This window comes from Salinactinospora qingdaonensis (assembly GCF_039539445.1).
Classification (GTDB): Bacteria; Actinomycetota; Actinomycetes; order Streptosporangiales; family Streptosporangiaceae; genus Salinactinospora; species Salinactinospora qingdaonensis.
In genome coordinates, this window is record NZ_BAABDD010000023.1 from 24,781 (window position 1) to 44,485 (window position 19,705).

Here is a 19,705-nt window from a genome sequence, read left to right on the forward strand (position 1 = left end):
TCCGGGGCCGAACGGCCCTTCACACGCTCGGGGCGGTGTTGGCGCACCGCCCCGAGCCCAGATTCCGCCCCTCGTAAGCCATAGAACGGAAGGGAATCCAATGCCCGAGACTACCCTGACCACCACCGCCACACCGGCACCCACCGACACCGCGACCCGCGTCGCCCTCCAGAACGCCGTGTCCCCCACACGGCCAGACCACCGCCCCCGCCCCGCTGCCGCACAGCCGCACCAGTGCCCCCAGACAGCACCGGTGGGGGAGCGGCCTGTCGCCTGTCGCGCCTGCGCCCACCCGCCGTGCCGCGCCCAGCGTGCCGCCGGCCAGTCGCGTCAGCGTGGCCGCACCGCCGAGTTCGCCGTCGAGCACCATACGGTCGCCACTCTCCAGGCCCGCTATCCCCATCTGGTGATCTGGTTCGGCGAAGCCACCCAGTCCTACTGGGCCGCCACCTCCACCGGCCTCGTCGAAGCCGCCAACCCCGACGCCCTCCTACTGACCCTCTGGCCCTCCGCCTCGCATTCACGCCATGGTGAACTTGGCGGGCTTGGTCAGGAGTAGCCGGCCGAACCGTCAGAGGAGAGACAACCGAGCATTTTCTTCTTCCTCACAGCAAACATCGACCTCCATACGAAAGAGACAAGGCCCATGGCAAGCTGAACAGGAAGGAGACGCTTTTGTGGTTCAGTCGTTCCAGCCGCGCCAGAACGGTGTACTGTTTTCGCCGGCGTCCACCAAGGCATTTTTCAGCGCACCAGGTCGTACCTCGGCGTCGGCGAGCTGGTCAAGCGGCAGCCAGTGAAACTCCAGGTGGTCTTCCTGGCTTGTCGGCTCGGCGGTATCGATGGAGACCTCGAAGATGAGATTGAGTTCGTGGTGGGTGTTGCCATCTTCGACGTAGCCGTGCTCGACAGCACCGAGGAAACCCGCGATCGTGGCCTTCGTGCCGAGTTCTTCGGCGAGTTCGCGAACGAGGGCGGACTCTACTCGTTCGCCCGGTTCGACATGGCCGCCGGGCAGGAACGACCACGACTTGGTGCGCTGACGCACCAGCAGAAGCCGCCCCTCGCGGCGGACGACAGCCCTGGCGATGATCTCGGTGGTAGCGGCGCTCATGCGGGAACCGTGGGAGGCGGCAGGGGCGCGATCTCGCGCTGGAAGAAGTCCAGCAGCGGCTCGCCGGCCGCGAACAGCTCCGACAGTTCGGCGCAGCACTGCGCGATCGCGTCGCGGTCGTCTGCCCGCCACGCGCCGCAGGCGTTGCCGGCGGCGTCGTAACGGACCAGGTACGCTATCCGCCCACCGAGGATCACGATCTCCGGCAGTGGTCGTTCCCGTTCCAGGTGCGCCACCTGAGGTGCCGTAAGCACCCGCAACGACTGGCCCGCTTCCGCCAGGAGACGCAGGAACTGCATCTCCCACTGCACGTAGGGGCTGACCGGCCATTCCACGACGCGGATACGCCGAGTCTCGATACCGACGTCCCGGTCCTTCGCCGCCATGGCCTCGGCATCGGAGCGGTCGGCCTCGTTCAGCTCCAGTGCTCGGTCCCAGTCCCCGGCCGCGAACGCCTCCCAACTGGCATCGCCCGGCTCCTGAAACGTCTGGCCGCGTTCCAACTTCCAGAACACCCCGCCCTGCTCGTATGCGCGCCAATACTCGGCGAGGTAATCCTCCCGTTCGAGGGGCGTGACCGCGAGGTCGTCGATGCGTTCAAGCATCGGGGATCTCCCGCTTGGCCGCGGTCAACGTGCCGCGAGGGATCATTACGAGCCGTTCCTGGCTTCGGACGGAGGAGGATCGGTGCTGAGGAGATCGAGCGCCGAGTCCAGGCTGGCGGTCGCATCGTCCTTGAGCGGCATCCACCGCCGCAGGACGTCGGCGATATCTTCCAGAGCTTCGCTGGGCAGACCGGCGTCGGCGAGAGCCCGCGCGGTGTCGTCGAGTTCTGGGTGCCACCGCCAAGCGCGCGCGGCTACGCTCGGCAGCTGCTGCGGATTCGCAGCTGGATGCGGCGAGGCGGCGGCGAGTGCCGTCAGGTGTTCGTCGACGTCGTGCTTGGTGGCGAAGGCGTGAGCGAGTGCTCCCAGCGTGCGTGTCGCCTTCTGCGCGACGGTGTGCGACAGCTTCAGTGCCGAGGCGCCCCCTGGTACATCGTCGAGCTCGGTGATCTCCACGGCGTTCCCGAGGATCTCGGCCGCCGTGTGGCGGGAGTTCGGTGCACCGGACAGGAACATGTGGGGGCGGGCGTCGTCGCGGGGTGGCGGGCCGATGATGCAGGCGTCGATCGTTTCGATCCCGACGCCAGCTAAGTCATCGGCCAAGGTCTGTGCCCGCTCGGGGCGGATCGCGTTGGCGTCGATGTACAGCCCGTCGCGGAAACCCGCGGCTGTAACTGCGGCGGCGACGTCCTCGGCGGCGGAAGGAGCCACGACGGACAGGATGACGTCGCACTTGGCCAGATCGGCCATCGGCGCCGCGCGTAGCGCGGCCAGGTCGGCGCGCTCGTGGGTGCTCTCGCTGCGCCCCTCGGGGCACCAGAGCACGTCGGCGTTCAGGCGAGCGGCAATGGCCGCACCCATCTGGCCGGGGTGGAGGAGTCCGATGCGGGTACGCATCACTGCTCGCCTGCGGCTACAGTCGCCGGAAGGGAGACCAGCGTGTCGTGAACCTGCTCGCGCACTGCGCTTACCAGCGGCTGAGTGCGCAGCTGGGGCCGCTCCAGCAGCGCTTCGAACAACCTGAGCCGTCGCATCACGCTTTCGATGCGGCGTCGGTGCATGCTGTCCAGGACAGGCGAGACCTGCTCGGCTATTCCGTCGAGGGCGCCGGTCAGAAGTCGGGAGGTCACGAGGTCCAGCCGAGCGTGGCAGAGTTCTCCGAAGCGTCGGGCCGGTTCCGGTGCCTGAGTGTAGAGTCCGACGGCGGCTTCGGCAGCTTCCGCGGCTGCGGCCGCCCGCTCCGCCTCTCCAGTGCCGACGAGGGCGCTGGCCTGCCAGTAATGCTGCTTGGCCACCGGGAAGGCCAGCAGCCCCGGCATCGTCTCGTCGCCTGCGCGGTCCCGTAGCTCGTCGGTCAAATGCAGGGCTTCCTCCATTTCCCGGGTGCGTCCCATCAGGGCCAGACCGCGGGCCTTCATACTGGCGGCGCGGATGCGTGCTGTGCCTCGCCGTTCGGGAAAGTCCAGCGCCCGTTGAGCGTAGTCGACGCAGTCGACGGGGCGTGCGTCCCAATAGGTGATGAGCGCTTGCAGGCCTGCGACCCAGCACCGCAGCTCGTGGTCGTCATTCAAGTCGCCGTGCAGGTCCGCGACACGCGCGTGGGTCTGGGCGGCCCAGAGGTCCCCAAGGTCGAAGCTGGCGTTGGCCAGAACGGCGCACAGCCAGCCGGCGATGCGCTGCAATTCGGCCAACTGGGTGGTGCGCTTGCATCGATCGCGCAGTTCCCAGGCCCGGTTGCGGAGCTCGCGGGCGCGCAGGGTCGATTGGATGACGGGGGTGTGTGGGTAGGCACGGGCGAGGTCGAGCAGTCCGCTTTCCAACTCCTCTACTGTGTAGGCGCCGATTGGTGTGTCCAGATGTGCACCGTACTGACTGGCCTCCTGGGCGCAGACGGTCAGCAGTTCCTCGGGTGAAAGGCAAGGGACAGTCATGGCTGGCTCCGTTGCCGACTCCGGACGGGGGAGGGCGGGAGAGTAGTCGGCGACGAATCCCAACCGCACCACATTGGTGGAGAAAAAACGCGATAGCAGGTCCGCGTAGTGTGCGCCGGGACGACCTCCCGCCTCCCAGTTCTGCCAACTGCGGGGGTCCATACCCGACCGTGAGAATCCCTGGTCGGAAGTCCATCTGTGGAATGCCGCGACCGCGTCCTCGGCTCGACGATAGCCGGCCGCGATCCGATACGCCTTGAACTGCGTGTGTCCGCAGTGGGCACGAATGTGCTCGGCCAGAGCGTGCAGGTCCATACTCTCGCCCTGCTCCGCGCGCCACTCCTCGCGCTGCTCCAGGCCACACCGCACCTCATGGGGCTCAGCCATCGTCTTTCACCTTCTCAACTCGCGCTACGACCACGGTAGTCGTTTTCCCTTCCAAGCGTCGCCCGCTGCTTCTGAAGAAACGTTTCTTCGCCTCACCGAAGCCTCTTTTCAGTGCAATCGGAGACCGGCGGCGAATTCATGAAAGCAACTCCCACTAGAAAAACCGCGTTGGCGTCGCTCATTCTGGTCTCCGGCGCTCGTGCCCTTGGAAGTGGGCGCCGGAATTTGGAGGTTGCTATGACGTAACGACCCGCGTACCACGACGGTCGCGCTCGACTTCGGCCGCCGGCGGCTCAACTCGGATCTGCTGCTGGCGCTGTTCGGTACGCCGGGACAGTCACAGCTCGGCTTCCTGTGGGTCGACCTGCCGCGTGGCGCGATCGTCCTCGTCCACCCCCGCGACATCGCGGGCGCCGAGCACGCCCTCAGTGCGATCGAGGTGGCCGGTGTTCCGTTTGTGGTCACGCTCAACGACGTCGTCGCGGTAGAGATCCCGAGCGCAGAGCAGGTATGCGAGGAGCTGTGTGTGGCACCCTGCGGCGCCGCCGAATCGAGTCAGATCCGTCAACAGTCCCGGCAATGGCCCTTCCTCGTAGAACGCGACACCACCGTGGCCGCACCCGATCGTGCCGACACCGGTCGACTTCAGTGGCCCCTGGGCTTTGGCGGCTCCGCCCAGGTTGTCGACGACTTGGCGCCGGGACTGCACACGCCACTGGACATCCGGTTCGACGGCGACGAGGAGATCTCCTGCGGGCAGCGTCAACGCATCGCCGCCGCCCGCGACCTCTACCTTCAAATCGCCCTCGTCATCGCCGAGGAACCCGCTGAACTGGACACCTGCGCTGAAGAACGCCCGTTCGTCACCTTCCAGACCGCCTTTGAGAGGGCCGCGGTGCTGCTGATCACCCATTCGGCCGGTCGGCGCCCGCAGAGCCGACCGGATCTACACGCTCGACTACGGCCGCGTCGTCGAGCAGGGCACCCACATCGACCTGATGAATCAGGGCGGCCTCCACGCCGAGCTGTACGGCATCTGAGCCCCGAGGAAGCGTCGTGACCAGCACCCGGTAAGAGTTCGGCGCCGACCCGACCGATACATCCAGTTCCAGAAAGGGGGCAGACATGCGCTACGACCATTGATACCGAACCGGCGGCCAGGCTCAACCCGATGCGTGCCCGGCCGCCGCCCTACCTTTCCCTCCCGGACAGCGCAAAGGTCAGGTTCCTCATGCCACCCCCCGACTACGACCCCCTGGCCCCGGTTAACCTCCGCGATCCATATCCGACCTATGCGCTCATGCGTGAACACGCCCCGGTGCTCTGGCATGACCGCATGCAGTGCTGGGTGGTCTCCCGCTATGCCGACTGCGTCGCTGTTCTGCGGGATCACGACACATTCGCGCGCGATCCGCGGCGCGTAGGCGAGGCGCTCTCCGAGCCCAGTCTCAGTGTGCAGTCCCTCGATCCCCCCGAACTGGGGCCGCTGCGTCGCCTTCTGATGAACGCCGTACATGCCCACGACCTGGACGGCTTCGCCCAACGCGGCCGTGAGCGAGCCGCCGACCTGCTATCGGTTCTCGCCGAGAAAGAAACCTTCGACGTCGTGGCGGACTTCGCCTCACCTTTCTCGCTGGAGAGTGTCTGCGACCTGCTGGGGGTGGATCGGCCGGAGCCGGGCTCCTTCGTCGCAGCCTCCGACGCGATCATGCGCAGCATGGACGCCGGCCTGCGCCCGGAGACCGCAGAACCGGGGCGCCTCGCCCGCCACCAACTCAGTGCGCTTGTGGCTTCCTGGTTCGCGGATTCGGGAAAGCCCGGTCTGTTGGCGGATATGCGGCGCGGTGCCCCAACGGTCGGAGTCCCCGAGACGTATGTGCGCAACACTGCGCGAGTGCTGTTCCAAGGGGGCTACAGCACCATGGTCGCCGCCATCGGAAACGTGGTCGCCCTACTCATGGAACGCCCAGGACTCCTGGAGCGACTGGGCGCTTCCGAATTCCGCCACTGCGGTATCGACGAGATGATCCGCTACGACGGGCCCGTGCAGGGCACCAGTCGTACCGCGACCTGCGCGGCGACCATCGGCAGTACCCGAATCGCGGCCGGGCAGACGGTCCTGGTGCTGTATGCGGCCGCCAACCACGACCCCGAACAGTTCGCCCGGCCCGACGAACTCCTCCTCGACCGATCCCCCAATCCCCACCTCGGGTTCGGCTGGGGCCCCCATGCCTGCGCGGGCACGATCCTGGCCCAAACCGTCCTACACGCCGTGGTCGACGCCCTGGCCGAGCACCCCGATCGCCTCTGCCCATCCGGATCCTTCGCGCGGCGTCGCACCGCGACCATGCGCGGTTGGGAACGCCTGCCCGCCGCCTTCGCCCCTGTTACCCGCACTACTTCGACAGAGGAGAGCCCGTGAGACTCCTCATCGGCAACCACATCGACGACTCGATCCGGCTGCGGCCGGAGACACGCGCCTGGACCCAGCGCATCCTCTGGTTCGCCCGCGACGGCGACCTGATCGTGCTTCCTGACCAACCCGACACCAGGTTCGTGAACTATGTGACCGCCCTTACCGGCGTCAACCCTGCCACACTGCGCTTCCACACCCCCTCGGGCGGCCGCTACGGTCACCACAGCCTGGATCCGCTCAGCCTCACGTCCCCCGAGTTCGTCGCAGCTTTGGCCGGCGATCTCGGTGACGTCGAGGAGGTATTCGCCCTGTGGCCCTCAGCGCAGGTCTCCCGCTTGAGCGAAGCGCTTGGTGTCGCCGACCGCTTCCCCGGATCGAACTTCTTCGCCCAAGGCGGCGGAGAAGTGGCCAACAACAAGGCGGTCTTCCGAGCGCTGGCCGCCGGCTGCGGCGTCGCCGTCGCGCCCGGAGCAGTGTGTCGCAGCAGGGCCGAGGCGGCAGCGGCGACGCGGACGCTACTGGAGACAGCGGACGCAGTGATGGTCAAGCAAGCCCACAACGGCGCCGGTGTGGGAAACCAGATCGTCGTGCGCGACCCTGCAATGGCGACCGGCCATGCCGGGGCTCGACACCACCACGAATTACCACCCGGCCCCGGATCCGTGGACGCCTTCTGGGAACAGCGTTGGTCGTGGGCCTCAGTCGAGGGCCACTTCCCCGTCGTCGTTGAGGAGTTCCAACCCAGCGCCACCTCGATCTATGCCGAGTTCCACGTCAGCGGCACCGGAGTCCACCCGACCGAAGCCGGAACGCTCCACTACGCCGATGGGCGACTGAGCCACCAGATCGTCCCCCTGCGTTCCGGAAACCGCCGACAGTTGGTGGGGGACGCGACGCGACTCGCGCAGGCTTATCAAGCACTGGGCTACCGGGGCTACCTCAGCACCGATGCGCTCCTGCAGAACGACGGACGCATCATTTTCACCGAGGTGAATGCGCAAGTCTCCGGATCGCTACACATCTACCAGGTGATCGCCCACAGCATCGTATGGGCCGACGCCGCACCGCAGCGTCTTGTCGTGGAGTACCACGTACCGCCGCACTGGAGTGTTCCGAGCTTCGACGTGTTCCTGCAGGCCATCGACGACCTGGGTGTGGCCTATGACCCGCGCTCCCGCAGGGGAGTGATCGTATCGATGCCAATCATCGCGTTGGAGCCGGATCGGGCCCGGTTCGTGTTCTGCATCGCCTACGACACTGATGAACACCGCCGACACGTCTATGCGCTCTTGGACGAGCGTTTCACCACCAACCCCGCGTCGCAGACGATCGCGCCCGTACACGTGACGGCGCCCTCGTCATCGAGGGCGTGGCTTGGAAGGAGCGTCGATGCCCCCTCCGTCTCGACATGGCCGGCGCCGGCGACACGGCTGCGTCCCACGTTCGAGCCCGCCCTGCTTGCTGGTGATCTGTCCCGGCTAACCGGCCATGACTGGGCCAAGCAACGCATCCACAGCACTTCCGGGGTTGGTGCTGAGGCGCAAGTCGACTGGCGGGTGCTCCCACTGCGTAGCACGGGCGGCGACCCGGAACGCACCGATCCCGGCGGTCCCGGGGCGGAACCTTTCGCGCCAACCCCGTGGGCAGAACAAGCTCCCTACATCGCCGAAATCGTCGACTCCATCCCCGCACCCGTAAACGCCGCCCGCCTCATGGCACTCGCACCAGGTGCGTTATCGGCCGAACACTGCGACCCCAAGTACGCCCTGACACGCGGGCTGGTGCGTATCCACCTTCCGCTGTCCACCAACCCCGGCGCGATCCTCGTGCTGGACGGAACCGCCTACCGCTGGCAGCCGGGCCAACTGTGGTTCGGCGAGTTCGCCCGCCCCCACCTGGTCCGCAACAACGGCGCCGCCACCCGCATCCACCTGGTCATCGACGCTCTGCTGACCGTCGAACTCGCCGACTGGTTCCCCAACGACTGGGCGGAGGCTATGCACGCGGGCGCAGCCCTGATCAATCGGCCCACCGCTGCCCCGCCGTCATCCCCCGCAACTGTGGTTCGCCTCCCCGAATCCTTCCTCGACTTCTCCCTTACCGACGGGCGGGACCACATACCGACACGCAGCGAGCCAACGGTTGAGGCGCGCGTGGAAGCGGTGGCCGAGCAGTGGCGGCTGACCGTGCCCGACGGCCGCACTTTCGCTCTGGTCCACCTCGGCGACCGAGAGTTCCGTTTCTGCGGTTGGAGCGAGCAGCGCACCCTCCAACTCCGCGGCTCCGACGCTCTGCTGCGTGCCCGCACCCCCACCTCCGTCCACTCGCTCCCCGTTCCTGCACGTCTCGCCACGCAGTGAAAGGCCCACAATGCGACTCAACAGCCACAACGAATGGGCACCGTTGAAGGAGATCGTCGTCGGCTCGGCCCAGAACTACACCTCCCATGACCGGGAGGTCTCCTTCAACCTGTTTCACCACGAGAACCTGTTCCGCTCCGACTGGGCCTATCCCCGACTCAGCTCGGCGCACAGCCCGGTCGAGGGGCGGCAATGGCGCGTCAAGCAGCGCTACGTCGACGAACTCCATGAGGACGTGGAGGACCTCGCCCAGCTACTGGTCAGCCTCGGGATCACCGTCCACCGGCCCATACCGCTGCCGCCCGATGCCGCAACCATCGCTGGACTGAGCTGGCAGGCCCCGCCCACCCCCGCCCTCAACATCCGCGACAACACGCTCGTCCTCGGCGACGAGATCATCGAAACGCCGCCGGCGATCCGCTCGCGCTACCTGGAGACCCGCCTACTCACACCGGTGTTCCAGCACTACTATGACCGCGGTGCCACCTGGACGACCATGCCGAGGCCGCTGTTGACCGACGCCTCCTTCGACCTGTCGTATGCGCGCGATACGAGCACCACCCTGGGCGGCCCAACCGAACCCATCGAGGAGCCCGTGACCTCGCCTTACGATGTCGGCTTCGAGATGCTGCTCGACGGCGCCCAATGTCTGCGCCTGGGCCGCGACCTGCTGGTCAACATCGCCACCGACAACCACCGCAGCGGCTGCGACTGGTTGGAACGCCACCTCCAGGGCCGCTACCGGATCCATCGCATCGACCGCATGGCCGACAACCACATCGACTCCATGCTGCTCGCACTGCGTCCCGGCGTCTTCCTGGCCCGCCACGCCGGCCTGCGTGACCTGCTACCCGCACCGTTCAACACGTGGAAGATGATCGTCCCTCCCGAACCCGCCGAGGGCAACTTCCCTGTCTACGATGACGGCGACCTGCTGTTGACCAGCCCTTACATCGACCTGAACGTCCTGTCCATCGCCCCCGACACCGTCCTGGTCAATGCTGACTGCCCCGAACTGGCTACGACGCTGGACAAGGAAGGCTTCACCGCTATCCCGGTTCGCCACCGCCACCGCCGCCTCTTCGGCGGCGGCTTCCACTGCTTCACCCTCGACACTGTGCGCGAGGGCGACCTGGAGGACTACCAGCAGTGACCCGCATCCTGCTCCTAGAGGCCGCCGGCCCCGAATCGGGCGCTCTGGCACGAACGGCAGCGTGCCGCGGAATCAGCGTCTACGCCGCCACTCACCCCGCGCTCCACACCGGCTATCCGCCCTGGTTGCGTGACCTACTGGCCGGTTGGCTCGCCATAGACTTCACCGCCCCGGAGCGGGCTCTGGAAAACATCATCACTTTCGCCCGCAGTAACCGGATCGACGCCGTCCTGACCGCCAACGAATATCTCACACCGCTGGTCGCTCAAGCGTGCTCAGCCCTCGGGCTCCTATCCAACGATCCCGACATTGCCGCAGCAACGCGTAACAAAGTGGCCATGTCTACCCGATTTCGCCACTACGGTGTCGATGCTCCACTCACATCGGTGCCCGAGACCACCGACGAAGCCGCAGCCTTCGCTCGCCGCTCCGGCGCGCTGCCGTGTGTCGTCAAACCCGCCGAACAGGCCGGCTCGCAGGGCGTCACCATCGCTTACGACACCGACCAGGTTGTTGACGGCTACGAACGCGCTCGCCGCCAGTACCGGGAACGCACCTACGGTCTGCCGCTGGATACGCGGGTCCTCATGCAGCCGCTCATTGTCGGCACCGAATACAGTGTCGAATCCGTCACCGCCAACGGCTGCAGCCGCCACGTGTGCATCACCCGTAAGTGCACCGACGCCACCGGAGTTGAAACCGGACACGACCTACCTGCTGTACTGCCGCAGCAGACCCGGCGCCGGATCCTCGCTGAAACCGACAAGGCCTTGGCCGCACTCGGCGTCCACAACTCCGCTTCCCACACCGAGGTGATCGTGGAACCCTCCGGGCGCTGCCGCATCATCGAGATCGCTGCCCGGTCCGCCGCTGGCCGTATCGGTTTCCTGATCGATTACGCGCTGGGCATCGACTGGTGGAAGGCCTGTATCGACGCCAGCCTCGGTCTGCACGTGGATGTTTCGCCCACCCGTAGCCGCTACGCTGCCGTCCGATTCCTCACCAGTCCGCAACACGGCACTCTGCAGCGGCTGGACAACCTGCCCACCACCGAGCCCGACGTGCCCGAGCTCCACATCCGCGCAGCCTTCGGCGACCCGGTCGGACCAGGCAACGGCAACAGCGGCCGCCTCGGCTGCTTCATCACTGTCGGCACCGCCCCTGCCGCGGTTTCCCAACGCGCCGACGACCTCTTGGCCGACGTTCGCGTCAACCTCGCACCCGAGAGGCCCTCATCAATTCCGGGGACGGGGGCACAGCACGCATGAGCACACCCGCTCACACCGCCGGCGGGGGCACCGCAGAAAGCTTCGACATGCTCTTTCTCGGAGACCAGCTCCAAACGGGCTTCGCGCGCATCGCGTGCCTGGTCGACCCGAGGTTACCGCCGACGACCGCACCCTGCTCGTTCCTGACAGCTGATCTGCTGGAACATATCGCCAATGCCCTGGACCTGCGTCCTGGGCACGTCTTAGCCGATCTGGGGTGCGGCAGCGGCGGTCCTGGCCTGTGGCTGGCCGACCGCGCCGACGTCGACTTGATCGGAATCGACTTCTCCGCAGCTGCTCTGACACAGGCGAAACAACGTGCGGGGACCTTCGCCAGAGGCCATCGCGCCCGCTTCACCCTGGCTGATCTGACTGCCACCACCCTCTCCAGCAGCAGCGTCGACGCTGCGGTATCCATCGACGCGCTCCAGTACCCCCTCAATCGACGCGCCGCCGCAGCAGAAGCCCACCGCATTCTGTGCCCTGGGGGCCGACTCGTCCTGACGGGCTGGCACCCCCACCAGCCCCGCGACACACGGCTACCGCCGCGCCACCGTGACACCGACTGGCCCAGCGTCCTGCGCCATATCGGCTTTACCCGTATCGAGGTGGTGGCTCAGCCTTCCTGGAACAGTGCATACCAGGCCATCTACCGCTTGGCCTTACAGCATGGCGAAGCTGGAGACGACACTGCCCTCGCTGGCTTGCAAGACGAGGCTCGACGGCGCCTGCCCACCGCCCACCTCCTGCAGCGTGTCGCTGTGACCGCGACCGCTCGATGACGAGCGCTGTAGACGGACGAGGAGCTCAGCCCATGGCGTCGAGGACCTCTCGCATGTGGGCATAGGTCTGGCCCACATCGCCCTGCCCGGTGCGGTGGCGCTCCAGCCGGATCGCGCTGATGTGACGCGCGGTGTAGACAAGCTGCCGCCACTGGGCCGCGGGCGTGTCCGCCAGCTTCCCATAGGTCTGCCAGAAGGCCTCGCGCTCCCCGCCACGGCGGCGCGTGGCCATATAGATCGTCCAGTCGGCGGCCGGGTCGCCCCACATGGTGCGGTCGCAGTCGAACACTCCGGTGATCTGCGGTTCCTTCGCATCGGGGTCAAGCATGACGTTGACGGTCCACAGGTCGCCGTGGAGCAGGCGGGCCTGAGTCACCTCGTCGAGCATCGCGCGGTTCTTGTCGATCGCGGTGATGACCTGGCGCAGGTCGGCCGAGTCGAGACCGACGTCGTCGATATCGGCGGCGGCGTCTTCCATTGCTGCAAGGAGCGCCTCGCCCCACGTACTGAACAGCGGGCCTCCCACCGGTCCGAAGCGTTCTCCACGGACGTCGTGGACGCGGCGCGCGATCTCGCCCATCTGCGCGAAGAGATTCGACCAGGCCTCACGCGGATACGTCCCCAGGTGATCAGGGGCCGGGACTCCGGGGAGCACGGTCTGTACCAGGTAGTCGCGGGCCACGATCTCGTGGGTGAAATCCGCGGCGAGCACCTGCGGCATCAAGTGCGCGATCGGCGCCAGGAACGGCACACTGGCGTATTCGTTGCGCATCAGTCGCCGCTCGCTGCGGTTCTGGCGCGCCGGTTCCGGTGCCAGCCGCAGGATCACCGGCGGAGCCTGGTCCAGTTCGATTCGGTAGGTCGTGTTGTACATCCCGCCGCCTAGCTCGACGACGGCGCCCAACTGGGCTTCCTCACCGAACACCCGGTGCGCGATGGCGCGGGTCTGCTGTGCTGTCACGGGCTGTTGGAAGGCGGAGGCATCGCGTTCGCGAAGCTGAAACTCCATCCCTCGTCCTCTCCTTCACCGAGGCGGCCGCGCCATAATCCACCTGACGAGGGTAACGGCGGTCGGCGTGTCCCGGAGGCGATCGGCCTCGCCCCGGAGAATCCGGTTCCACATCCAGTCCCGCAGCGCTTTGCGGATGCTCAGCCGATTGCTCTGCCGGCCTGCGGATCGCCGGTTTTGGATCGGATTCGCGATACAGCCGCACCGCGCTCTCGCAGCCCATCCCGGTATTTCCTTCCTCGGTCTGCGCACGAGCGGACCAGAAGTCTATGGAAAAACGGGGAATCTCACTCCCCGGTGAGGAATCAGGAGAGGTCACGTCCTGAAATCTCTCCGCCCAATGACAACCACCTTCGCTTCCCGAGCGGGTGGCGTTCCTCCTTTTCGTCGCGGGCTGTCTCGTTCGCATCGCGCGGGTATGGGGAGCATGACCAGGATCGTCCTTATGGCGCTACAGGACACCACTGCGGCTCACATGTCCAGGGAGAGCATTTCGACGACTCTCTTCAGGCCACCGACCGAAGCTTCGCCGGTTCACAGCCCGGCACCGAGACCTCAGTCGCGCGCCGCGGGCGCCCACTCGTTGGCTGTGGCTTCCATCTGCTTGATGACGGACTTGATCGCCTCTTTCTCCTGGTCGGGCGGGTAGTCGAACTTGGCCAGCAGGCGGCGCACCCGGTTGCGCAGCTTGGCCCGCACCGGTTCCCGGGACAGCCAGTCCACACTGAGGTTCTTTTTGATGTCCTTGAACAGGGCGCGGGCGATCTCGGCGAGCACCTCGTCGCCCATCAACTCCTGGGCCGAGCCGTGTTGGGACAACGCGTCGTAGAAGGCCAGCTCGGTGTCGCTCAACGGCGGGTCGAACCGCTCACCCCGCCGGGCTTCGGCCATGACTTCCTCAGCCATGGCGAACAGCGCGGCCAACGCCTCGGCGCTGCTGATCTGCTCGCGCATGTAGCGCAGCATGAGGTTCTCCAGCCGTTCGGTGAAGCGTTCCCGGCTGATGATGTTGTGCTTGGTCACGTCGCGCAGTTTGCTTTCCACCAGCCGCCGCAGCGCCTCGGTGGCCAGGTGCGGGGTCTCCGACTCCTGTAGGCGGCGCAGTTGTGTCTCGTTGAGCCGGGTGAGGTCCAACTGTCCCAGCCCCGACTCGGCGTAGAGGTCGGTGATCTCCTCGGCGTCCACCGCGGAGGCCGCCAGTTGGGACAGGTACAGGTTGATCTCGGCCGACAGCGGCTCGCCGCGGGCTTCGCGGTCGGCCGCCTCACGCTTGACCACCCAGGCGCGCACCTCGATGAAGAAGGAGATGTCGTCGCGCCAGTCCCGCAGGTCGGTGAACCGTTCGGAGATCTCGCTGCTCATCGAGCACAGTTGGTAGAAGCGCTCCAGACGGGTGGCGCTCTCCCGGAAACGCTCCGAGAGCGACGACTCCCCGTCCTCGTCTGAGCCTTCCGCCCGGTTGGCGCTCGGCGCGATCAGGTAGTTCGACACCAGGTGGCGGGCGCGCACGCGGGCCTTACCGTCGCCTGCGGCCAGCAGCTTCCGCCAGTCGATCCCCGACAGCAGCCCGCAGATGGCGTCGTACTCGTTGCGCACCTCGGTGATGGCCCGGTCGATGTCCACACCCAGCGTCTGCCGCTGGTCCTCGCCGGTCGTGTACTCGCGCAGCGCGGCGTTGAGGTTCTCGGTCAACGGCGCGTACCCCACCAGCAGGCCGTCCTGCTTGTTGCGGAACCGCCGGTTGACGCGGGCCAGCGCCTGCATCAGGTTGGCGCCGCGCATCGGCCGGTCCATGTACATGGTGTGGATCGGCGGCGCGTCATAGCCGGTGAGCAGCATCGAGTGCACGATGAGCAGTTGCAGCTCGTCGTCGGGGTCCTTGGCGCGGGCCTGCACCGTCTTGTGCTCGGAGGGGCGCAGCGCGTGCTCGCGCAGCTCCGGCGGGTCTTTCGGATCGCTGTGGAAGACGACCTTCATCACGCCTCGGTCGGGACCCTCGCCGACCCACTCCGGCCGCAGTTTCGCGAGGGCGTCGAACATCCGCACGCACACTTCGCGGCTGACGCACACCAGCATGGCCTTGCCGGGACCACCGAGGTAGGGCCGCACCAGCCGGGACCGCTCCTCCCAGTGCTCGACCAGGTCCTCGGCCAACCGGCGTATCCGGTCGGGCGCACCGTAGACGTTGTTCATCTGGACGGCCGCCCGCATCGCGCGCCGGTGCTGAGCGTCGTCCAGGTTCGCGGTCAGCGCGTCGGCCTGCTCGTCGATGGTCTCGGGATCGACCCCCTCGGGCAGCGAGACCGGGATGAGGCGCGGCTCGTGGTACACGCGCACCGTCGCCCCGTCGTCCACCGCGCGTTTGAAGTCGTAGACGTCGATGTAGCCCTTGCCGGCGCCGAACACCTCGCGGGTGTCGGCGTCGGCTTTGGACAGCGGGGTCCCGGTGAAGGCGAGGAGGGTGGCGTGGGGCAGGGCGTCGCGCAGGTGGCGGGCGTAGCCGTCGAGACTGTCGTAGTGGCTGCGGTGCGCCTCGTCGACGATGAGCAGGATGTTGCGCCGCTCCGACAGCAGCGGGTGGCCGGTTCCGGAGTCGCGCTCGTCCTGGGTACGCCCGAACTTCTGCAGCGTGGTGAAGACGACGCCGCCGGTGTTGGTGGTGGTCAACACCGTGCGCAGCTCGTCCCTGGTCTCCACCTGGCGGGGATCGGCGCCCAGCAGTCCTTTGCTGGCGCGGAAAGTGTCGAGGAGCTGGTCGTCGAGGTCGTTGCGGTCGGTGACGACCACGACGGTGGGGTTGTTCAGCGCCGGCTCTCGGGCCACCAGGCCGCTCAGGCACACCATCTCCTCGGATTTGCCCGAGCCCTGGGTGTGCCAGACCACGCCGGCCTGCCCGTTGCTGCGCGACGCCTCCAGGACGGCGTCGAGCGCGGCACGCACCGCGAAGTACTGGTGTGCCTTGGCCAGGCGCTTGCCGTCGGGGGTGAAGTTCACGAAGTTGCGGGTCAGGTCCAGGAAGCGGGCCTGGTCGAACAGCCCGTACAGCGCCAACGTCAGCGCCTCGGGGCCGTCGTAGTCGGGGGCGGTCGTGTCGACGGGCTCGCCCTCGTCGTCCACGTTCCAGGGGGCGAAGTGCTCGTAGGGCGTGAACACGGTCCCGTATTTGGCGGTGATCCCGTCGGAGACCAGGCACAGCACGTTGTAGCGGAACGCGGTGGGGAATTCTTCGGCGTAGGTGCGCAGTTGGGCGTGCGCGTTCTCGATCGTGGCGCGCTCGTCGGAGGCGTTCTTGAGTTCGATCACCGCGACCGGCAGCCCGTTGACGTAGAGCACGATGTCGAACCGGCGCTCGCGCTCGCCCTCGATCACCCGTACCTGGCTGACCGCCCGGAACGTGTTCGCCGCCGGGTCGCGGAAGTCCATCAGCCGCACGGTGGGGGAGTGCTCGGCCCCGAACTCGTCGGCGTAGGTGAGCCGGATGCCGGACACCAGATGGCCGTGGGCGGTCCGGTTCTCCGGCAGCGCCTCGCGCGACTGGGGCGTGACGGTCGTGTTCAGAGCCTGGTCAACGGCCGAGGCGGGCAGTTCGGGGTTGAGCCGCTCCACAGCGTCACGCAGCTCGTCGTGCAGGATCAGATCGTCCCACTCCTTGCGCTTGCCCGAGTTGGGGGCGACCGCCGTACCGGAGGTGGGCTCCCACCCGAGTTCGCCGAGCTCCTCAAGAGCGATGGCTTCCCACTCGGCCTCGTTCATGCGACCTGAGGCGGTGGAGGCAGCGGGGGCGTCTCTGTTTGCGCTAGGGGCGGTCATGTCGCGTCCTCCACAATGCTCTCCGCGTCTTTGACCCGGAGCTTTCCGGACATGAGCTGAGGGAGAAGGGTGTCCCGGAGCTCGGCGAGGGTGCGGGATTCGCTCTGAACCCTGGCAGCCTTTTCGTCAAGCAGACGGAGTTTGATCGAGATCTCATTCTCGGGGCTGTTGGGAACTCGTATTTCGAATTTTGAGATGAGGTCAGTGGAGAGACGGCCGGCGCCGATAGCGGTCTCGTCCACCATATCGAGGATTTCCGATCTCCGGCTTCGAATAGCGTGAAAGAGCGTGTGAGGGTCAATGTTTTCATTGGCCACGAGTGCTTTGCAGTCCTGTCCGAATGCGACGCTTCGCTGCGTGACGCCGATGCGGAATTCGTTTTTCAGGCTGGATCCGCGTACGACGAAGATCACCGTTCCCTTGTCGACAACGCGACTTCCTGATTGGGCGCCAAGTTCAGTGATATTCCGGTCAGAGTTGCTGATGAAGGGGGATTTTAGGCTTTTGGCTGAGATCCAGGGTATATCGCCGTCCCAGAAATCTTGTTCGTTTGTTTTTGGGGTTCCCCCGGAAAGCCATTTCGCTGCGGATTCTAGGGTGATTGCTTTAAACTCTGGAGTGTAGGAGTGTTTTAAATATATCTGCTCGGCTAGATTTAGAGATGTATCAACGATCTGTTCATTCACTGCGATCTTGTCGTCCAGTGCTCCGAGCGTGTCGCTGATGTTTTTCTGTCTTGAAGTTGAAGGGAGGTTGGGGATTTCTAATTCTCGTACTTGAGTTACCCTTAGATGGGGAGTCGTTGATCCTGACGCTTTGGCGTATAGTGATTGCTGGATTTTTTTGCTTTTTAGTAAAAATTCAAAAAAACGATTGTCGATTTTGTTTTTGTCTGTCCGGATTAGCATGGTTCGTTGGCCGAGGCATATCCGCATTCCTTCCTTGATCATGGCGACTCTGCCTACCGGCGCCTCACGCGTGAGGATGATGTCTCCTGGTTGTGGAATGGCGCGAGATGTCCAGGTAGAGAAGGTTTCTTCAGTGACAGGTCGTGCCGTGCTGAGGTCGATACGGCCATCGACAATATGTGGTGTTCCGACTGCGAACGCAGTTCCCTCTCCTGGAGGGGCTTCCGGGGGGGTTCGGTTTTTGCAATCAACGATAATTTGGCAAAAGCTTTCCAAGGTTTGCTTGTTCATTCAATATCTCCAATTTTCTTGCGGATTGTTTCTTCGAGGTGTGCTGACTCATCGAAGTGTTCAAAGAGCTCCTTAGTCAGCCGCGCGATTTTTTCATCCACCGGTTCGGCGTCCGGATCTTCTTCTACTTCTGGGGCGCCGACGTAACGCCCCGGGGTGAGCACGTAGTCGTGCTTCTCGATCTCCTGGAGCTTCGCCGAGTGGGCGAAGCCCGGCACGTCCTCGTAGGTCAGCCCCTTGTCTTTGGCGGATTCGGTGCCGCGCCAGGCGTGGAAGGTGTCGGCGATCTTGGTGATGTCCGCTTCGGAGAAGACCCGTTCGGTGCGGTTGATCATCTCGCCCATTTCTCGGGCGTCGATGAACAGCACCTCGCCGCGTCGGTCCGTCAGCGCTTTCGCCCCCTGCGGACCTTTGTCTTTGGCCAGGAACCACAGGCAGGCCGGGATCGCGGTGGTGCGGAACAGGTTGCCCGGCAGCGCCACCATGCAGGCCACCAGGTCGGCGTTGACGATGGCCTGGCGGATCTCGCCCTCGCCCGACTGCTGCGACGACATCGACCCGTTGGCCAGGACCACGCCGGCGGTGCCGCGCTCGCCCAGCTTGGCGATGATGTGCTGCAACCAGGCGTAGTTGGCGTTTCCGGCCGGGGGCACGCCGAACTTCCACCGCCTGTCGTCGGTGCGCCGTTCCCACGGGTGCAGGTTGAACGGCGGGTTGGCCATCACGAAGTCGGCCTTGAGGTCGGGCTGCTTGTCGTCGGCGAAGGTGTCGGCCCACCGCGGCCCCACCCCGTCGGGGTCCATGCCGTGGATGGCCAGGTTCATCTTGGCCAGGCGCCAGGTGCGCTCGTTGGACTCCTGGCCGTAGACCGCGATGTCGTGGGTGCGGTCGCGTCCCGCGTGGGCCTCGATGAAGTTGTTGGCCTGCACGAACATGCCGCCGGAGCCGCAGCACGGGTCGTAGACCCGGCCCTTGAACGGTTCCAGGATCTCCACGAGCAGTTGCACCACGCTCTTGGGCGTGTAGAACTCGCCGGCCTTCTTGCCCTCGGCGCGGGCGAACTGCTCCAGGAAGTACTCGTAGGTCTCGCCGAGCACGTCTTGGGCGGTGCGGTCGCCGTGGCCGGTGAACCGGGCGTCGCTGATGAGGTCCACCAGGCCCTTCAACCGGTTCTGGTCGACGTTGTCGCGGTTGAAGATCTGCGGCAGGACGCCGGTGAGCGCCTTGTTCGACGCCATCACCGCGCCCATGGCGTCGTCGATGAGCTTGCCGACGCCGTCGGGGGCGCTGGCGGCGTTGTCGGCGATGTAGCCCCACCGGGCCTGTTCGGGGACCCAGAAGACGTTCTCCTCGATGTAGGAGTCCCGGTCCTCCAGGAAGGCGGCTCTGCGGTGCTCGGGGACGCTGTCCTCTTCGAGTTCGGCGAGGATCTCGTTGCGGCGCTCCTCGAAGGCGTCGGAGACGTACTTGAGGAAGACCAGGCCGAGCACGAACTCCTTGTACTGGGCGGCGTCCATGGAGCCGCGCAGCTGGTCGGCGGCCTTCCACAGGATCGCCTGGATCTCCTTGGGGCTGGAGACCTCGAAGAGCTGTTCGGGCTGTCGGGTGGAACGTTTGCGTGGCGGCATGTGTGTGTCTCGGATTCCTTCTCGCGTGTTCGGGGGCAGAAGA

16 protein-coding genes are annotated in these 19,705 nt (G+C 66.0%); 6 read left to right on the top strand and 10 right to left on the bottom strand.

Annotation, left to right across the window (positions count from 1 at the left end; genetic code table 11):
• The first annotated feature begins 100 nt into the window (after positions 1-100).
• The gene (locus ABD848_RS19125) at positions 101-559 is read left to right on the top strand and encodes a hypothetical protein (RefSeq protein WP_344974316.1); all 459 of its coding nucleotides are present in this window, start codon (positions 101-103) and stop codon (positions 557-559) included.
• A 123-nt stretch (positions 560-682) separates the two neighbouring features.
• On the opposite strand, the gene ABD848_RS19130 is transcribed toward ABD848_RS19125, so the two are convergent.
• The 6 genes from ABD848_RS19130 to ABD848_RS19155 form a co-directional block, all read right to left on the bottom strand.
• Positions 683-1,114, bottom strand: a complete 432-nt coding sequence (locus tag ABD848_RS19130; protein ID WP_344974319.1) for an NUDIX domain-containing protein — start codon at positions 1,112-1,114, stop codon at positions 683-685.
• Positions 1,111-1,719 (bottom strand): DUF6879 family protein, encoded by a 609-nt coding sequence (locus tag ABD848_RS19135; RefSeq protein ID WP_344974322.1) that lies wholly within the window; start codon positions 1,717-1,719, stop codon positions 1,111-1,113. Before ABD848_RS19135 ends, ABD848_RS19130 begins: the two co-directional genes overlap by 4 nt.
• Before the next feature lie 45 nt (positions 1,720-1,764).
• Positions 1,765-2,616 carry an NAD(P)-dependent oxidoreductase gene (locus ABD848_RS19140; protein ID WP_344974325.1) on the bottom strand — a complete coding sequence of 284 codons (852 nt, stop codon included), beginning with the start codon at positions 2,614-2,616 and terminating at the stop codon, positions 1,765-1,767.
• A complete protein-coding gene (locus ABD848_RS19145) occupies positions 2,616-4,037 on the bottom strand; it encodes a hypothetical protein (RefSeq protein WP_344974328.1) in 1,422 nt (473 codons plus the stop codon). The genes ABD848_RS19140 and ABD848_RS19145 overlap by 1 nt, the downstream gene beginning before the upstream one ends.
• Before the next feature lie 337 nt (positions 4,038-4,374).
• Positions 4,375-4,950, bottom strand: a complete 576-nt coding sequence (locus ABD848_RS19150) for a hypothetical protein (protein ID WP_344974331.1) — start codon at positions 4,948-4,950, stop codon at positions 4,375-4,377.
• Entirely contained in the window at positions 4,943-5,164 is a 222-nt protein-coding gene (locus ABD848_RS19155) for a hypothetical protein (RefSeq protein WP_344974334.1), read from the bottom strand. The genes ABD848_RS19150 and ABD848_RS19155 overlap by 8 nt, the downstream gene beginning before the upstream one ends.
• 44 nt (positions 5,165-5,208) lie before the next feature.
• Here ABD848_RS19155 and ABD848_RS19160 point away from each other — a divergent pair, with 44 nt between their 5' ends.
• Genes ABD848_RS19160 through ABD848_RS19180 form a run of 5 tightly spaced genes read left to right on the top strand, consistent with a single transcriptional unit; the run spans position 5,209 to position 12,016 of the window.
• The gene (locus tag ABD848_RS19160) at positions 5,209-6,459 is read left to right on the top strand and encodes a cytochrome P450 (RefSeq protein ID WP_344974337.1); all 1,251 of its coding nucleotides are present in this window, start codon (positions 5,209-5,211) and stop codon (positions 6,457-6,459) included.
• On the top strand, positions 6,456-8,813 hold the full coding sequence (locus ABD848_RS19165) for a preATP grasp domain-containing protein (RefSeq protein ID WP_344974340.1): 2,358 nt from the start codon (positions 6,456-6,458) through the stop codon (positions 8,811-8,813). The genes ABD848_RS19160 and ABD848_RS19165 overlap by 4 nt, the downstream gene beginning before the upstream one ends.
• A 10-nt stretch (positions 8,814-8,823) precedes the next feature.
• Positions 8,824-9,966 carry a glycine amidinotransferase gene (locus ABD848_RS19170; RefSeq protein WP_344974343.1) on the top strand — a complete coding sequence of 381 codons (1,143 nt, stop codon included), beginning with the start codon at positions 8,824-8,826 and terminating at the stop codon, positions 9,964-9,966.
• A complete protein-coding gene (locus ABD848_RS19175) occupies positions 9,963-11,234 on the top strand; it encodes an ATP-grasp domain-containing protein (RefSeq protein ID WP_344974346.1) in 1,272 nt (423 codons plus the stop codon). Before ABD848_RS19170 ends, ABD848_RS19175 begins: the two co-directional genes overlap by 4 nt.
• Positions 11,231-12,016 (top strand): SAM-dependent methyltransferase, encoded by a 786-nt coding sequence (locus ABD848_RS19180; protein WP_344974349.1) that lies wholly within the window; start codon positions 11,231-11,233, stop codon positions 12,014-12,016. The genes ABD848_RS19175 and ABD848_RS19180 overlap by 4 nt, the downstream gene beginning before the upstream one ends.
• Before the next feature lie 25 nt (positions 12,017-12,041).
• Here the strand turns inward: ABD848_RS19180 and ABD848_RS19185 are convergent, their stop codons facing one another.
• The 4 genes from ABD848_RS19185 to ABD848_RS19200 all read right to left on the bottom strand — a co-directional run bounded on the left by ABD848_RS19185 (position 12,042) and on the right by ABD848_RS19200 (position 19,662).
• Positions 12,042-13,025, bottom strand: a complete 984-nt coding sequence (locus ABD848_RS19185; protein ID WP_344974352.1) for a phosphotransferase family protein — start codon at positions 13,023-13,025, stop codon at positions 12,042-12,044.
• A 555-nt stretch (positions 13,026-13,580) separates the two neighbouring features.
• A complete protein-coding gene (locus ABD848_RS19190; RefSeq protein ID WP_344974355.1) occupies positions 13,581-16,835 on the bottom strand; it encodes a type I restriction endonuclease subunit R in 3,255 nt (1,084 codons plus the stop codon).
• Positions 16,832-18,034: a restriction endonuclease subunit S gene (locus tag ABD848_RS19195; RefSeq protein WP_344974358.1), complete on the bottom strand. Its 1,203-nt coding sequence runs from the start codon at positions 18,032-18,034 to the stop codon at positions 16,832-16,834. Before ABD848_RS19195 ends, ABD848_RS19190 begins: the two co-directional genes overlap by 4 nt.
• Positions 18,031-19,662 carry a class I SAM-dependent DNA methyltransferase gene (locus ABD848_RS19200; RefSeq protein ID WP_344974360.1) on the bottom strand — a complete coding sequence of 544 codons (1,632 nt, stop codon included), beginning with the start codon at positions 19,660-19,662 and terminating at the stop codon, positions 18,031-18,033. Before ABD848_RS19200 ends, ABD848_RS19195 begins: the two co-directional genes overlap by 4 nt.
• Between the last annotated feature and the right edge of the window lie 43 nt (positions 19,663-19,705).

Bases quoted from the DNA above. Each gene is read 5' to 3' on its own strand.
- ABD848_RS19125 (WP_344974316.1), top strand. From the start codon at position 101: ATGCCCGAGACTACCCTGACCACCACCGCCACACCGGCACCCACCGAC.
- ABD848_RS19130 (WP_344974319.1), bottom strand. From the start codon at position 1,114: ATGAGCGCCGCTACCACCGAGATCATCGCCAGGGCTGTCGTCCGCCGC.
- ABD848_RS19135 (WP_344974322.1), bottom strand. From the start codon at position 1,719: ATGCTTGAACGCATCGACGACCTCGCGGTCACGCCCCTCGAACGGGAG.
- ABD848_RS19140 (WP_344974325.1), bottom strand. From the start codon at position 2,616: ATGCGTACCCGCATCGGACTCCTCCACCCCGGCCAGATGGGTGCGGCC.
- ABD848_RS19145 (WP_344974328.1), bottom strand. From the start codon at position 4,037: ATGGCTGAGCCCCATGAGGTGCGGTGTGGCCTGGAGCAGCGCGAGGAG.
- ABD848_RS19150 (WP_344974331.1), bottom strand. From the start codon at position 4,950: ATGGGTGATCAGCAGCACCGCGGCCCTCTCAAAGGCGGTCTGGAAGGT.
- ABD848_RS19155 (WP_344974334.1), bottom strand. From the start codon at position 5,164: ATGTCTGCCCCCTTTCTGGAACTGGATGTATCGGTCGGGTCGGCGCCG.
- ABD848_RS19160 (WP_344974337.1), top strand. From the start codon at position 5,209: ATGCGTGCCCGGCCGCCGCCCTACCTTTCCCTCCCGGACAGCGCAAAG.
- ABD848_RS19170 (WP_344974343.1), top strand. From the start codon at position 8,824: ATGCGACTCAACAGCCACAACGAATGGGCACCGTTGAAGGAGATCGTC.
- ABD848_RS19180 (WP_344974349.1), top strand. From the start codon at position 11,231: ATGAGCACACCCGCTCACACCGCCGGCGGGGGCACCGCAGAAAGCTTC.
- ABD848_RS19185 (WP_344974352.1), bottom strand. From the start codon at position 13,025: ATGGAGTTTCAGCTTCGCGAACGCGATGCCTCCGCCTTCCAACAGCCC.
- ABD848_RS19190 (WP_344974355.1), bottom strand. From the start codon at position 16,835: ATGACCGCCCCTAGCGCAAACAGAGACGCCCCCGCTGCCTCCACCGCC.
- ABD848_RS19195 (WP_344974358.1), bottom strand. From the start codon at position 18,034: ATGAACAAGCAAACCTTGGAAAGCTTTTGCCAAATTATCGTTGATTGC.
- ABD848_RS19200 (WP_344974360.1), bottom strand. From the start codon at position 19,662: ATGCCGCCACGCAAACGTTCCACCCGACAGCCCGAACAGCTCTTCGAG.